The sequence below is a fragment of the Pseudomonas sp. MWU13-2862 genome (assembly GCF_023242495.1).
GTDB classification, from domain to species: domain Bacteria; phylum Pseudomonadota; class Gammaproteobacteria; order Pseudomonadales; family Pseudomonadaceae; genus Aquipseudomonas; species Aquipseudomonas gingeri_D.
The window spans coordinates 155,060-170,062 of the sequence record NZ_JALMEZ010000006.1 but is presented as its reverse complement, the minus strand read 5'-3'; the positions used below and the strand labels follow the sequence as shown (position 1 = coordinate 170,062).

The 15,003-nt window shown below is 61.0% G+C and carries 15 protein-coding genes; 2 read left to right on the top strand and 13 right to left on the bottom strand.

Annotated features, from left to right (window positions below):
- Window positions 1-31 precede the first annotated feature (31 nt).
- The 6 genes from M5C56_RS13155 to M5C56_RS13130 form a co-directional block, all read right to left on the bottom strand.
- Window positions 32-445, bottom strand: a complete 414-nt coding sequence (locus tag M5C56_RS13155; RefSeq protein WP_103498797.1) for a type IV pilin protein — start codon at window positions 443-445, stop codon at window positions 32-34.
- A gap of 12 nt (window positions 446-457) precedes the next feature.
- On the bottom strand, window positions 458-3,580 hold the full coding sequence (locus M5C56_RS13150) for a PilC/PilY family type IV pilus protein (RefSeq protein WP_103498798.1): 3,123 nt from the start codon (window positions 3,578-3,580) through the stop codon (window positions 458-460).
- Entirely contained in the window at window positions 3,567-4,007 is a 441-nt protein-coding gene (locus M5C56_RS13145; protein WP_247263167.1) for a PilX N-terminal domain-containing pilus assembly protein, read from the bottom strand. The genes M5C56_RS13150 and M5C56_RS13145 overlap by 14 nt, the downstream gene beginning before the upstream one ends.
- A 65-nt stretch (window positions 4,008-4,072) precedes the next feature.
- Window positions 4,073-4,783 (bottom strand): prepilin-type N-terminal cleavage/methylation domain-containing protein, encoded by a 711-nt coding sequence (locus M5C56_RS13140; RefSeq protein ID WP_103498800.1) that lies wholly within the window; start codon window positions 4,781-4,783, stop codon window positions 4,073-4,075.
- Entirely contained in the window at window positions 4,780-5,253 is a 474-nt protein-coding gene (gene pilV / locus M5C56_RS13135; protein ID WP_283094346.1) for a type IV pilus modification protein PilV, read from the bottom strand. Before pilV ends, M5C56_RS13140 begins: the two co-directional genes overlap by 4 nt.
- Window positions 5,253-5,729, bottom strand: a complete 477-nt coding sequence (locus M5C56_RS13130) for a GspH/FimT family pseudopilin (RefSeq protein ID WP_103498802.1) — start codon at window positions 5,727-5,729, stop codon at window positions 5,253-5,255. Before M5C56_RS13130 ends, pilV begins: the two co-directional genes overlap by 1 nt.
- A 133-nt stretch (window positions 5,730-5,862) precedes the next feature.
- Between M5C56_RS13130 and M5C56_RS13125 the strand changes: the two genes are divergently transcribed.
- Window positions 5,863-6,408: a GspH/FimT family pseudopilin gene (locus M5C56_RS13125; RefSeq protein WP_103498811.1), complete on the top strand. Its 546-nt coding sequence runs from the start codon at window positions 5,863-5,865 to the stop codon at window positions 6,406-6,408.
- Here M5C56_RS13125 and ispH read toward each other — a convergent pair.
- From ispH to murJ, 6 genes are all read right to left on the bottom strand, one after another.
- Window positions 6,385-7,332 carry a 4-hydroxy-3-methylbut-2-enyl diphosphate reductase gene (gene ispH / locus M5C56_RS13120; RefSeq protein ID WP_103498803.1) on the bottom strand — a complete coding sequence of 316 codons (948 nt, stop codon included), beginning with the start codon at window positions 7,330-7,332 and terminating at the stop codon, window positions 6,385-6,387. The two genes, M5C56_RS13125 and ispH, sit on opposite strands and share 24 nt — an antisense overlap.
- A 34-nt stretch (window positions 7,333-7,366) precedes the next feature.
- Entirely contained in the window at window positions 7,367-7,804 is a 438-nt protein-coding gene (gene fkpB / locus M5C56_RS13115; protein WP_177145078.1) for an FKBP-type peptidyl-prolyl cis-trans isomerase, read from the bottom strand.
- Between the two features lie 7 nt (window positions 7,805-7,811).
- Complete coding sequence (gene lspA / locus M5C56_RS13110; protein WP_103498804.1) at window positions 7,812-8,327, bottom strand: signal peptidase II; 516 nt, start codon at window positions 8,325-8,327, stop codon at window positions 7,812-7,814.
- Entirely contained in the window at window positions 8,320-11,151 is a 2,832-nt protein-coding gene (gene ileS / locus M5C56_RS13105) for an isoleucine--tRNA ligase (protein ID WP_103498805.1), read from the bottom strand. The genes lspA and ileS overlap by 8 nt, the downstream gene beginning before the upstream one ends.
- Window positions 11,148-12,098, bottom strand: coding sequence for a bifunctional riboflavin kinase/FAD synthetase (gene ribF / locus M5C56_RS13100; RefSeq protein WP_103498806.1), 951 nt, complete (start codon window positions 12,096-12,098; stop codon window positions 11,148-11,150). Before ribF ends, ileS begins: the two co-directional genes overlap by 4 nt.
- 130 nt (window positions 12,099-12,228) lie before the next feature.
- Window positions 12,229-13,767, bottom strand: coding sequence for a murein biosynthesis integral membrane protein MurJ (gene murJ / locus M5C56_RS13095; protein WP_103498807.1), 1,539 nt, complete (start codon window positions 13,765-13,767; stop codon window positions 12,229-12,231).
- 253 nt (window positions 13,768-14,020) lie between these two features.
- Between murJ and rpsT the strand changes: the two genes are divergently transcribed.
- Complete coding sequence (rpsT, locus tag M5C56_RS13090) at window positions 14,021-14,299, top strand: 30S ribosomal protein S20 (protein WP_032861879.1); 279 nt, start codon at window positions 14,021-14,023, stop codon at window positions 14,297-14,299.
- A 225-nt stretch (window positions 14,300-14,524) separates the two neighbouring features.
- Here rpsT and M5C56_RS13085 read toward each other — a convergent pair whose 3' ends face one another.
- A complete protein-coding gene (locus M5C56_RS13085; RefSeq protein ID WP_103498808.1) occupies window positions 14,525-14,986 on the bottom strand; it encodes a CreA family protein in 462 nt (153 codons plus the stop codon).
- Window positions 14,987-15,003: the final 17 nt, after the last annotated feature.

Here is a 15,003-nt window from a genome sequence, read left to right as displayed (position 1 = left end):
CCGGTGCGGGCCGGACCCAGAAACCCAGCGATCACCGCCCCCAGCAGACCTGGAGGGTCGCACCCGCAGCAGCACCAGGATTGCTGCGCTGACCGGTGTTGGTGATGGTGAAGCCACCGCACTTGTCACCGACCATCATCGACCCGGCCACCGCCGTCGCTGCCAGGGTGAAATCCTGGGCATTCAAGGTCGCGGCAATTGTGTAATAGGCATTGCCGGCACTGACCGTCGGCACAGTCGGCGCCGTCCCCGAGTAGGTACCGTTCTTCGAGTAGAACCGTTCGAGATTCTGGGTCTGCTCGGACAACAGCCCGGCAATCTCCGAACGGTGCGTGCGCTTCACATATTCGCTGTAACTGGGATAAGCCACCGCCGCCAGGATAGCGACAATGGCGACGACGATCATGAGCTCGATCAAGGTGAAGCCCTTGGAGATTTTTTGCATACACCGCCTTCCCTATTGAATTTGTCGCCACATGATCCGCCGACTGCCACCGCCACCCTTTTCCGCCATGGAGGTCGTGCCGCCACTGGAGTCGCTGAAAATCTTGGCGGTGGATTGGTTGAGGATACTCGTCAGATTCGGAATACCGACAGAAAAGATAAAGCCGCTGGATTGCAGATCGTTGGCATCAACCACACCACTGCCGTTGGTATCGAGCACTGGATAGCTGAGCATCTTGCCGGTAAACGCATCCAATTCCACCACCTTGCCGGTACCGAAACTGACGCAAGGGTCGGTGGTATCCACCGCTGCGGTGGTGAAAATGATCCGACCGAGGGTGATCTGTGCCGGGTAGATCACCCGCTCGCCGGCCGCGACGTTGTTGTAGATCAGCGGCAGGTACCAACCCTTTTGCGTCGGATAGGTCACGGCGTTGGTGCTGGTGGTGAAGAACTGGATGCCGTTGGAGGTGAACAGCCCGGTAATCGACTGGGCTTGCAGGTTACTGACAGTCCATTGCCCGGTGCTGCCGCCGGCATCCCAGACGGCATAGAAGCCTTGTACGGCCTTGCTCAGCTTGTCCGCGGTCTCGTTGAACTTGCCGGTACCAAAAAACACCATGGTGCCACCAGCCGGGTTGGCCGCCAGCAGCGGCTGTGCGGTGATCGGCTGGGTGGTGGTGCCCGGCGCCGTGAACAGCGGACTGCCGGCAAAGGCCAGGCCCCAGCCGGAGGGCGATGTGGCACTCAAGTCGAATTTCCACATGTTTCCCTTGAGATCCCCGCCGTAGGCGGCCTGCACCACGTTTTGCGCGTTCACTGTCAACTTCACCGAGGACAGGCCATTGGTGGTGTCGCTGGTGTTGACCACTATTTTGCTGATCAGCGAACCGTCGCGAATATCCACGACATACAAGGCCGCCACCCCGGAGTTGCTGCCATAGCCATTGGCGATGAACGCCGCCCAGCGGCCATCGGAGAGCTTCGCCACTTCGGGTTTGGCATAGGCGTACCCCAGGTCATTGAAGGCGTTGCCAGTGTTAGGTGTATCCGGGGCACGCATCTCCCAAAGGGCGTTGTACACGTTGCCGGCCGACGCATCGTACAGCTGGACCGCGTAGAAGGCCTTGCCGCCGGCCCCGACGCCGCCCAGGGCCACGGTCTTCCAGGCACTGTTGCTGAACTGGGCATCGTAGACCCCTACCTGACCGTCGTTGAGAAATTTGTGCCCGGTGCCGCCGGCATAAGCCGGGTCCGAAATGAAGTGCAGTGAAGGCAACACGCTGGAAGGCATATAGGCATAGAGCCGGGTACCCTTGGTCGCGTCGATGACACTGAAGAAGCCGTCGTTGGCATTGACCACCAGACTGCTGTTCATCCCCGTGGCCTTGGTGGCCAGGTAGCTGGTATAGCTGCTGTCGCCCACCAGATCGGAGGCCGTCTGCGCGGTTGGCAACGCCACCACCACCGGCGAATTGATGATATCGCCGAGCAAAACGGTACGCACCTTCAAACCCGTCTTGTTGGTGCCTTTGCTCCACTCCACCAGATCGGTGCCGAGGATACCCGTGGGCAGGTTCTGGTTGAGGGTGGTCTGCTGCGTTAAGGAAAAACCCGTGAAGGCCAGGCTGATCGCAGCGTTGCTGGTGGTATTCCAGGATTGATACAGCGGTGGGGTAGCCCCCGGAAGGATAGTGCTGTCGGTCGTCCAGTTGACCGCCGCGAGATTGACCGTGCCGTTGGTATTGAGGCCATAGGACTTGATCGTGCCGCGCCAGTCCTTGGGGTCGTAGGCGCTCTGGAAATAACTCGTCGCGGTCCCCGCGCTCGCCGAATTGGACGCCCCGCCGCCACCGGAACCGGCCTTGGAGGTGATATCGCTGAAGGCGGACGACAGCGCCGTGCTCAAGCCGGCCTGGTCGATGGCCAGGTAGTATTTGCCGTGACCGTAGTTGGCCGAGTTGGCGAGCATCTGGTTGCTGGCCGTCAGCCCCACGGTGTAGGTAAACATGTTCTGCTTGGGAAAGTCGGGGCTGTCCCAGCTCTTCCCGGCTGCGTCGTTACCCGCGGAACGCATATCGATGTCGTAGGCGAACTTGGCGAGATCGTCGAGGTACAGGGTATCCCCTTCATTGTCGCCGTTGGGGTTATTGCCATCGACGACGCCATCCCAGTTTGGCAGTGAGGGGGGGCCGCCCTGGGCCTGGGGATCGTTCGTCGGGAAGGTACGGTCGTAGGTTGGCAAACCATCGGTGACCACCACGCCGTAGTTTTTCTGGCAACGATACTGAATCGGGCTGGTATAGGTGCTGGGCGATGAGTTGTAGTACGGCGTCATGCCGCGAAAATAGCGGGTGATCTCATAGTAGGTCTCGGCCAGCGGGGTGTTGGCGATCGAACGCAGCGTGCCGATCGAGGACAGCAGGTTGTTGTAGTTCGTATCGGCCTGGGCCTGCGTCACCGTGCCACTGACCGGAGACAGGTCGCTGATCGAGCGAACGATATAACCGCCGGGCCCCGGGTCGTAGTAACTCGGCGGGTTGAAGGTTGCCAGGCCGATACGCAGGTTGCGGTTGTTGGTTACCAGCGACGAGGCCACGTTACGCGCGACGTTGATCCGGTAATCGGTGGGAATCGTTCCGTCGGTGTAGTCCTTTTGCAGGGACGTCATCTGGGTGATCAGATAGTAAAGATACTTGTTGGAGATCCGCGTGTTGCCGCCCCCCAACGGGTCCGGCAACTTCAGGCAGTAAACGCTCGCGTTTTTGCTGGTCGACAAGGTGAAACCGCTGTAACCGGACGGGCAACTACCCGGATACAGATTGCCGATGAACTGGTTGTCACTGGTCATGTCCAGTGTCTGCAGGCTGCCGCAATTGGAATAGGAATAGCAGTTGTAGACCTGCAGGGGGACCTTCGTCTGATCGAAACCCGTGGCCCAGATCAGGTTGTCCATGCTGCCGGAGTCGTCCACCAGCAGCATCACGTTCGGCGCCACCGCCGCCGCGCTCAACAGCGGTGAGTCCGAAGGCGTGAACGCATACACCGGCGCCGCCAGATAAAGCCCCAGCAAGGCGCCGACAAGCCGCCGCGACCAAGCTGAAAAACGGCTTTCGCGGGCCTTAATACTTGGCATAGACACTCTCCACAATTGACCGCGAATTGCCGTTGATGGCCACTGCCGTCACGCGGTACAGGGTCGCCGAGGTATTGCTTGGCACATTGACCGCCGCCATCGTGGTACCTAGGTTCTGTACCCCGTAGAAGCCGCTGCCGGCGGCGATCCAGGTCACCCCCGAGGTGCCATTGGTCCCGGCGGCCGATACCGTGGCGGACTCCGCCGGCGGCGCACAGGTGACGTTGGTGGTGCACACCGCCAGGACGTAGGTACTTTGCTGAACCGCGCTTTCACCGGTGCGCAGCGCCGCCTCGGCAGTCTGGAACGAGGTATTGCGGAAGGTCACGCTCCCGGCCATCTTTTCCTGCAACGTCGCGTTGCGCATGGAGGAAATGCCGATCAGGGTCAACAGCAACAGGAATATCAGGCTGATCAACAGCGCCATGCCACGCTGCGGACCAGACCTCAAGCCTGGGTGCTTTCGGGGCGAGCACATCATACGAAGTCCACCTACTGGAGCCGGTTGCGCAGAGCCGCAACCACGCTGTACTGCTGATCGGCGACCTGGCCAAGCGGATCGTACAGGGTCATTTGCAGGCGCACGCTGCGGATGGTTGCCGGGTCTGCGGGATTGCTGCTGTAAGAGCTGACAGCAATATCGGTCGCGGATATCGCGACACCAAAGGAGACGGTGAAGCTCCTGACATTGCTCACCAGCCCGGCCGCCTGGCCGGCTCCGGTGGCGACGGTAATCTGGTTGTTGCTGAAGGCATAGATCTGCTTGCGCAAGGGGAAGGCCATTTGCCCGGCGGCCGGAGTAGCTGCCCCCTGGGTGGCCGTCGCCGTATTGCGACAATCGGAAACGATCGTCCAGGTCGGCGCCCCGCCATTGCCGCCGATATCGGCGGTCACCAGCGTCAGGGTATTGCTGGCGCTGTTCCAAGTGATCGGCGTGGGGGCAATCGCCAGGAAATCCGCCGCCGCCGTGGTATTGATGGCGCTGGTGGCCAGGCAGCCGAACATGCCGACCATACGAATTTCCTGCACCATCTTGCTGAGGATAAAGCGCGCATCCTCCTGCATGCCGGCGGCCTTGTTCTGGCTGATATAGGTACTCTTGGCCGCGACGAATATCTGGGTAATCCCCAAGACGACGATCAGTCCCAGGGTGATGGCGATCATCAACTCGATCAGGCCGAAGCCTCTGCTATGACGGATCATGGCCCGGCTACCGGATCGACTGCAACGCGGCTATTGAGCGTGAAACTGGTACCCGGCGTTTTGTCGCTGGTCATGTTGGCGGCCCGCAGGTCACTCCAGTTGATGCTGATAGTGACCGCCCTGCCATTCACGACAATGCTCCCGTCCCACCCGGTAGCCCCGGCAAAATTATTGATGTTGGTCTTGAAATCATAGAAATCGGCATCCCGGGCCACCGTCGAACCCGCCGTAGCGGTGACAGCATTAGCATGGGCCAGGGTATAGTCCGCATCCGGATTGGCACGGATACGATCCATCATGTCATAGGCAATGAAACTGGCCTGACTTCTCATCTTCGAGCTGTCCGTGTAGATCAGCGCATCAAGCTGAATCGCCGCCGCCCCCAGCAGGCCGACAGCAAGGATCAACACCGAAATCAGCACCTCCACTAGGGTCATCCCTGATTGCCTCGCGCTCCTCGTCCGTCGCATCAACAACCTCCGCCCAATGAAACCCGGCCATTGAGGCACACATTGATCACGCGGCTTTGTGTGCCCAGCGTATAGGTGAAAACCACCGCGGAACCGGGGACGGACAAGCCACCCAGGTTATTGAAATCGAGGGTGGTTACTCCGGAGGTCACCACCAGGGTCGCGCCGCTGGTCATGGCCGGTACGATCCTAATGTATTGGGGGTTGGCGCCATCGCTCGACACCTGCAAAACCCCCAGGTCTGTAGTCCAGGCCGCGTTGGCCGTGGTCGGCCGGACACGTACGGAAACACCTCGGTTCATGGCCTCGAGCCGCGCGAAATTCAGACCACGGACCAGGTCGCTGGCCTCGGTATCAGCCTCGGAACCCTGGATCGAACTGGTGAACGACGGCAAGGCAATCGCCACCAGGATCGCGAAGACCGCAAGGGTGACCATCAACTCGACCAAGGTAAAGCCGTGAGTACTGCGGCGCATGAGAAATCCCTCGATGCCATCGACTATAACTAGCGGTACAACCTAAAACATTCTTCATCAGGACGTACGGTTGTTTTCCCAGGATCAGCGCCCGGATCGCGCCGAAACACTCAGTCTCCAGGAGGGAGCCCAGATGGATCAGAAAGGATTCAGCCTTGTTCAGTTACTGATTGGTCTTGCCGTCATCGGCATTCTTGCCCAACTCGCCAGCCCGGCATTCAGCGAACTGATCGCCTCACAGCGGCGCCAGATAAGCGCCGACGAACTGGCCAATGGCCTGCAAATGGCGAGAACCGAGGCGATTCTACGCCAGCAGGCGGTCGTCATGTATGCCCTGGAAGAAGATTGGAGTCGAGGCTGGCGGATCATTGTCGACCGCAGTGGGCAAGGCCACCTGGATCCGGACAACCCGGTGCTGGTTGAACGACATGGCGACGGACTGACACCGATCAGAGGCAACCGGTGGCTCACGCAGTTTGTCCGCTTCACCTCTGTCGGATGGCTCAACCCGAACAACAGCACCTCAATGGGCGGCACACTGCATATCTGCGCCAGGGACCAGCCGGTCAGCCACCATCAGGTGATCCTGGCAGCAACCGGTCGGATCAGGCTCGAAAAAAGAGCAATACCCGAGGCACTCTGCGCCTCCCCGGGCTTACAGCAAGGAGCGAACGCGTAGTTCCTTGGGCATGGAGAAGGTCACATTCTCCTCACGCCCGGCCAACTCGTCGGCACCGGTCGCGCCCCAGGCCTGGAGCTGCTGGATCACGCCACGCACCAGCACTTCCGGTGCCGAAGCCCCGGCGGTGATGCCGATCCGCTCGACACCGTCGAACCAGCTGCGCTGCAGGTCTTCGGCACCGTCGATCAGGTAGGCAGGCGTCGACATGCGCTCGGCCAGCTCGCGCAGGCGATTGGAGTTGGAGCTGTTCGGGCTGCCCACCACCAACACCACATCGCATTCGTCCGCCAGTTGCTTGACCGCGTCCTGGCGGTTCTGCGTGGCGTAGCAAATATCGTCCTTGCGCGGCCCGCCAATGGCCGGGAAGCGCGCCCGCAGGGCATCGATCACACGGCTGGTGTCGTCCATGGACAAGGTGGTCTGGGTCACGAACGCCAGTTTTTCCGGGTTGCGCACCTGCAAGGCGGCGACGTCTTTCTCGTCCTCCACCAGGTAGATCGAACCGCCATTGGCGTCGTCGTACTGGCCCATGGTGCCTTCGACTTCCGGGTGGCCGGCGTGGCCGATCAGGATGCATTCACGACCGTCGCGGCTGTAGCGCGCCACTTCGATATGCACCTTGGTCACCAACGGACAGGTTGCGTCGAACACCTTCAGGCCACGACCCGAGGCTTCCGTGCGCACGGCCTGGGAAACGCCGTGGGCACTGAAGATCACGATCACGTCATCCGGGACCTGCTCCAACTCTTCGACGAAGATGGCGCCACGGGCGCGCAGGTCTTCGACGACAAATTTGTTGTGGACCACTTCATGGCGCACGTAGATCGGCGGGCCGAAGACTTCCAGGGCCCGGTTGACGATTTCGATCGCCCGGTCCACGCCGGCGCAGAAGCCACGGGGGTTGGCGAGTTTGATATGCATGCTGTGCCTCGTGTCTTGCGCGCAAGGGGAAATATTAAAGCGCCTTGACCTCGATGATCTCGACATCGAAGGTCAGGGTCTTGCCCGCCAGCGGGTGGTTGAAGTCGACGGTCACCTGGGCGTCGTCGAACGCCTTCACCACACCCGGCAGCTCGGTATTGGCCGCATCGTTGAAGATCACCAGCAAACCTTCCGACAGTTCCATGTCCTGGAACTGCGAACGCGGGATGACCTGCACATTCTGCGGGTTCGGCTGGCCGAAGGCATTTTCCGGGGCCACGGTCAGGTTACGCTTGTCACCGGCCTTGAAGCCGAACAACGCCACCTCGAAGCCCGGCAGCAGGTTGCCGTCGCCGACCTTGAAGGTCGCCGGGGCCTTGTCGAACGTGCTGTCGACAGTGTCGCCGTTTTCCAGGCGCAAGGCGAAATGCAAGGTGACCTGGGTGTTCTGACCGATGCGTTGCTCAGCCACTGCGTGTTCAGTCATGAACGGGTTCTCCGGACTTTTTACTCTTGAACATATCCAGCGCCAGCATCACCGCGCCGACGCTGATGGCGCTGTCGGCAAAGTTGAACGCCGGGAAGTACCAGCGGTTCTGCCAGTGCACCAGGACGAAATCGATCACGTGACCCAGGGCCATGCGGTCATACAGGTTGCCCAGGGCACCGCCGAGCACCAGCGCCAGCGCAATCGCCAGCCAGGTTTCGTTGCGTCCCAGGCGCTTGAGCCAGACCACCAGTACCGCGCTGACCACCAGCGCGATCAGCGCGAACAACCAGCGCTGCCAACCGGAGCTTTCAGCCAGGAAGCTGAAGGCCGCGCCGGTGTTGTAGGCCAGGGTCCAGCTGAAGTAATCGGGGATGATCACGATCTGCTGGTACAGGGACAGCGAGCTTGCGAAGTGAAGCTTGCTGACCTGGTCGATGACCAGGACCAGCACGCTCAACCACAGCCAGCCCAGGCGGCCGAAACGGCCGGCACTGGTATTAGGCATAGTGGCGCACCTCGCCTTCGCCGCTGATATTGTCCACGCAACGACCGCAGATTTCCGGATGCTCCGGGTTGACCCCGACATCCTCGCGGTGATGCCAGCAACGGGCGCACTTGGCATGGGCGGACTTGACCACCTTGAGCTTGAGCCCGGCGACTTCAGTGACCACCGCATCCGCCGGAGCCAGCGCCAATGGCGCAACGGTCGCGGTGGAAGTGATCAGGACAAAACGCAGTTCGTTGCTCAGCTTGCCCAGGTCGGCCACCAGGGCCTCTTCTGCGAACAGGGTCACTTCGGCCTGCAGGTTGCCGCCGATGGCCTTGGCCGCCCGCAGGTTTTCCATCTCCTTGTTGACCGCGACCTTGACCGCCATGATCCGCTCCCAGTAGGCGCGGTCCAGCTCGAAGCCTTCCGGCAGCTCGCTGAGGCCTTCATACCAGGTATTCAGCATGACCGACTCGTTGCGCTCGCCCGGCAGGTACTGCCACAGCTCGTCGGCGGTGAAAGCCAGGATCGGCGCGATCCAGCGCACCAGCGCCTCGCTGATGTGGTACAGCGCGGTCTGGCAGGAACGCCGGGCCTTGCTGTTGGCGCCGGTGGTGTACTGGCGATCCTTGATGATGTCGAGGTAGAAACCGCCCAGCTCCTGCACGCAGAAGTTGTGTACCTTGGAGTAGACGTTCCAGAAACGGTATTCGCCGTAGTGCAGTTCCAGCTCCCGTTGCAGCAACAACGCGCGGTCCACGGCCCAACGGTCCAGGGCGAGCATCTCGTCGGCCGGCAACAGGTCGGTGGCCGGGTTGAAGCCGCTCAGGTTGGAGAGCAGGAAACGGGCGGTGTTGCGGATACGCCGGTAGGCGTCGGCGCTGCGTTGCAGGATCTGGTCGGAGACCGCCATCTCGCCCGAGTAATCGGTCGAGGCAACCCACAGACGCATGATGTCGGCACCCAGGGTGTCGTTGACTTTCTGCGGCGCGATCACATTGCCCAACGACTTGGACATCTTGCGACCCGCCTCGTCGACGGTGAAACCGTGGGTCAGCAGTTCGCGGTAAGGCGCGTGGTTGTCGATGGCGCAACCGGTCAGCAAGGACGAGTGGAACCAGCCGCGATGCTGGTCCGATCCTTCCAGGTAGAGGTCGGCCCGTGGACCGCTCTCATGGCCCATCGGGTGCGAACCGCGCAGCACGTGCCAGTGGGTGGTGCCGGAATCGAACCAGACGTCGAGGGTGTCGCTGATCTTGTCGTACAGCGGCGCTTCGTCGCCCAGCAACTCGGCGGCGTCCATCTTGAACCAGGCTTCGATGCCTTCGACTTCGACACGCTGGGCCACCTGCTCCATCAGCTCGGCGGTACGCGGGTGCAGCTCGCCGCTTTCCTTGTTGAGGAAGAACGGGATCGGCACACCCCAGTTGCGCTGGCGGGAGATGCACCAGTCCGGACGGTTGGCGATCATCGAGTGCAGGCGCGCCTGGCCCCAGGCCGGGACGAACTGGGTCTCTTCGATGGCCTTGAGCGCGCGCTCACGCAGGGTATCGCCGGCCACCGGGGCCTTGTCCATGCCGATAAACCACTGTGCGGTGGCGCGGTAGATCAGCGGGGTCTTGTGGCGCCAGCAATGCATGTAGCTGTGGCTGATGGTTTCGGTATGCAACAGCGAGCCGACTTCGCTCAGCTTGTCGACGATGCCCGCGTTGGCCTTGAAGATAAACTGGCCGCCGAAGAACTCCAGGGACTCGGCATACACGCCGTTGCTCTGCACCGGGTTGAGGATCTCATCGTTGACCATGCCGTACTGCTTGCAGATCTTGAAGTCGTCCTCGCCGTAGGCCGGGGAGCAGTGAACGATACCGGTACCGGCACTCAGTTCGACGTAGTCGGCCAGGTACACCGGCGACAGACGGTCATAGAACGGGTGACGGAAGTTGATCAGTTCCAGGGCTTCGCCCTTGGCAATGGCCAGTACCGAGCCTTCGAGTTTGTAGCGCGCCAGGCACGATTCGACCAGCTCTTCAGCCAGTACCAGCAGGCGGTCACCGACATCCACCAGGGCGTAGTTGAATTCCGGGTGGACGTTCAGCGCCTGGTTGGCCGGGATGGTCCACGGGGTGGTGGTCCAGATCACGATCGCCGCCGGCTTGGCCAGGGACGGCAGGCCGAATGCGGCGGCCAGCTTGTCCTGGTCGGCAATCGGGAAGGCCACGTCGATGGTCGAGGACTTCTTGTCCTGGTATTCGACTTCGGCTTCGGCCAGGGCCGAACCGCAATCGAAGCACCAGTTCACCGGCTTCAGGCCCTTGAACACGAAACCGCCCTTGACGATTTCGGCGAGTGCGCGGATTTCACCGGCCTCGTTCTTGAAGTCCATGGTCTTGTAGGGGTTGGCGAAGTCGCCGAGCACACCCAGGCGGATAAATTCGGACTTCTGCCCTTCGATCTGCTCGGTGGCGTAGGCACGGCACAGTTCGCGGGTCTTGTCCGCGCCCAGGTTCTTGCCATGGGTCACTTCGACCTTGTGCTCGATCGGCAGGCCATGACAGTCCCAACCCGGCACATAAGGGGCATCGAAGCCGGCCAGGGTCTTGGACCGGATGATCATGTCCTTGAGAATCTTGTTCAGCGCATGACCGATGTGGATCGTGCCGTTGGCATACGGAGGACCGTCGTGAAGAACGAACTTCGGACGATCCTTGCCAATCTCGCGCAACTTCCCGTACAGGCCAATGCTGTCCCAGCGCTGCAGAATCTGCGGTTCGCGCTGTGGCAGGCCGGCCTTCATTGGGAAGGCGGTGTCCGGAAGGTTAAGCGTGGCTTTGTAGTCGGTCATTTCAGGCTCTTTTTAAGCGGTGAACCCTGCCAGTGGGCACGGGCGGCGGCGACGTCCGCATTGATCGCCGTCTTGAGCGCCTCCAGGGAGGCGAATCGCTGCTCATCGCGCAGCTTGTGGTGGAAAACCACGGTCAAACGCCGGTCATACAGATCACCGGTAAAATCCAGCAGGTGCACTTCCAGGTGAGCGCTGCCATCCCCTGAAACCGTGGGCCGCACGCCGATATTGGCGACGCCCGGCCACGGCTGGCCGTCGATCTCGACGCTGACCAGGTAAACCCCGGTCAACGGCACGCGACGGCGCTTGAGCTGCACGTTGGCGGTCGGCGTGCCCAGTTGGCGCGCCAGCTTCTGGCCATGCAGCACCCGTCCGGCAATCCGGAACGGGCGACCGAGCAAGCGCTCGGCCAAGGCGAAGTCAGCCGCCGCCAGGGCATTACGTACCTGGGTGCTGCTGACCCGCAGGCCATCGAGCTCGACGGTCTGCGCCGCCTCGACGGTGAAACCCCGGGCGCTGCCCGCCTGTTGCAGGAACTCGAAATCGCCGACGCGATCACAGCCGAAGCGGAAATCGTCGCCGACCTCCAGATGCTGCACGCCGAGACCGCCCACCAGGATGGTATCGACGAACTCGGCGGCGCTGAGTTTGCTCAGGCGCTGGTTGAAGGCCAGGCACAGAACCCGGTCGACGCCCTCGGCGGCCAGCAGTTTCAGCTTGTCGCGCAAGCGCGCCAGACGTGCCGGCGCGGTGTCCGGAGCAAAGAATTCACGGGGCTGCGGCTCGAAAATCACCACGCAGCTGGGTACACCCAACTCCAGCGCACGCTCACGCAGTCGGGCCAGGATAGCCTGGTGACCACGGTGAACACCGTCAAAGTTGCCAATGGTGGCGACGCAGCCCCGATGCCGGGGGCGCAGGTTGTGAAGGCCTCGAACCAGCTGCATAACGCGCTTCTTGCTCATAAAGTGGTCGATTATAACCACACCCGACGGCCGACGACAGGCAACAGCAGCACCCAAATCGATCGAACCGACAAAACTCTCTTGCGTGACACCCTCTCGGGGGTACCCCGAGCTACGTCAATGATTTGCGATTGAAATGCCGCAGGCGCAGCCCCATCGCCGCCAACATGCCGAAATAGGCCAGCACACCGGCCACCACCAACCCACCCAAACGCAGGAAACGCTCGAACATGTGCCCCTGGTCCCAGGCCGGCATGATGTGCATCAACCCCAGCAATACCGCCGACATCACCGCCACCGCCAGCACCAGCTTCAGCAGATAGACGCCCCAGCCCGGCTGCGGCACAAAGAGTTGTTGCTTGCGCAATTGCCAGAACAGCAGCCCGGCATTGATACAAGCCCCGGCGCTGATCGCCAGCGCCAGCCCGGCATGGGCCAATGGCCCGATAAAGACCAGGTTGAGCAGTTGCGTGACCGTCAGGGTGAAAATCGCGATTTTCACCGGCGTGCGAATGTTCTGCTGCGCGTAGAAGCCCGGCGCCAGCACCTTGATCATGATGATGCCCAGCAAGCCCAGGGAGTAGGCCACCAGCGCACGCTGGGTCATGGAGGCATCAAAGGCACTGAACTGGCCGTACTGGAACAGCGCCACCGTCAGCGGCTCGGAGAGAATCGCCAGCGCCAGGGAGCACGGCAACACCAGCACGAAGCACAGGCGCAGGCCCCAGTCGAGAATCCGCGAATACTCGTGGCGGTCCTTGCTGGCATAGGTTTTCGACAGGATCGGCAACAGGATGGTGCCCAGGGCCACACCGAGCACCCCGGACGGCAACTCCATCAAGCGGTCGGCGTAGTACATCCAGGACACCGAGCCCGCCACCAGGAAAGAGGCGAAGATGGTGTTGATGATCAGTGAGATCTGGCTCACCGAGACCCCGAGAATCGCCGGCAGCATCTGCTTCATTACCCGCCAGACGCCGGCGTCACGCAGACTCAGCCGTGGCAGCACCAGCATGCCGACCTTTTTCAGGCTCGGCAGTTGGTAGAGCAGTTGGGCCAGGCCACCGGCCAGCACCGCCCAACCCAGGGCCATGACCGGCGGGTCAAAGTACGGCGTCAGGAACAGGGCAAAAATGATCATGCTCACGTTCAGCAGCGTCGGCACGAAGGCCGGCACTGAAAAACGGTTCCAGGTATTGAGGATCGCCCCCGCCAGGGAGGACAGCGAGATCAGCAATATATAAGGGAACGTCACCCGCAGCAGGTCGGAGGTCAGCTTGAACTTCTCCGGCGTGTCGGTGAACCCCGGGGCCGTGGCCCAGATCACCCAGGGCGCGGCGACCATGCCCAGCACAGTCACCAACGCCAGCACCAGGGTCAGCAGGCCGCTGACATAGGCGATAAAGGTTCGGGTCGCCTCCTCACCCTGCTGACTCTTGTATTCCGCCAGGATCGGCACGAAAGCTTGGGAAAACGCGCCCTCGGCAAAGATCCGCCGCAGCAGGTTGGGCAGCTTGAAGGCAATAAAGAAGGCATCGGTGGCCATTCCGGCCCCGAAGATACGCGCGATAATCGTATCGCGAACGAAGCCCAGAACCCGGGAAATCATCGTGATAGAGCTGACGGCAGCCAACGATTTGAGCAGATTCATTAAAAGAGTGTGCGCCTTTGGAGAAAGAGCAGGCGAACAAAGCGCCCAGTTGTGCGATACTCCGCGCCGCAACAGCACAGAGCCAAAGCTCGCGAGTTTACAGGTCAGGCGCCGGAAATAAATCACCCGTCACTTCAAGATCGACCACTCAGCGGAACGTATCACCCGCCCTTGACAAGACCTCAACTCATCGGCATGATTCGCGGCCTATTTTGTTTGCTATTTCCTAAAAAGTCTTTCGAGGAGCTCGACGGTGGCCAACACACCTTCCGCCAAAAAACGTGCAAAACAGGCTGAGAAGCGTCGCAGCCACAACGCCAGCCTGCGTTCCATGGTTCGTACCTACATCAAGAATGTAGTTAAAGCCATCGACGCAAAAGACGCTGCCAAAGCTCAAGCCGCTTATGTTCTGGCTGTTCCTGTTATCGACCGTATGGCCGATAAAGGCATCATCCACAAGAACAAGGCCGCTCGTCACAAGGGTCGTTTGAACGGCCACATCAAGGCCCTGAACCTTGCTGTTGCAGCCTAAGCGACACGCTTGTTAAAAAACCGACCCCAGGGTCGGTTTTTTATTGCCTGCAATTCCGACACTCCTTACAGAAAATCACACCAATCTGTAGGAGCAGGGCTTGCCCGCGAAGAGGCCCTCAAGATCGCCAAAAGCTTCGCGGCGGTGCGGCGTCCCGACAAGCCCTGCTCCTACAGGTTCGCGTTCGACGCCAGAACCAGACAACACAACTACCGCCCCAATACCTTACTGATGCGGCCAAGGCAGGATCGGAATCGCCGTCACCGCATTCTGCGGACTACCTTCGATCAAGCGGTCGCTATAGACCAGATACACCAGGGTATTGCGCTTCTTGTCGAGGAACCGCACCACCTGCATGGTCTTGAACACCAGCGAGGTGCGCTCCTTGAACACCTCCTCGCCATCCTTCAACTCACCACTGAAACGAATCGGCCCGACCTGACGACAGGCCAGCGATGCCTCGGCACGATCCTCGGCCAACCCCAGACCACCTTTCAAGCCGCCGGTCTTGGCCCGGGACAGGTAGCAGGTCACGCCCTCGACCTTGGGATCATCAAACGCCTCGACCACGATACGATCGTTCGGCCCGACAAACTTGAAGACCGTCGACACCTGACCAATCTCTTCCGCCGACGCCAGCAATGGCATCGCCAGCAGCAATCCCAAGAATCCCTTTGCGATACCCATAGCCCTCTCCCTCAATC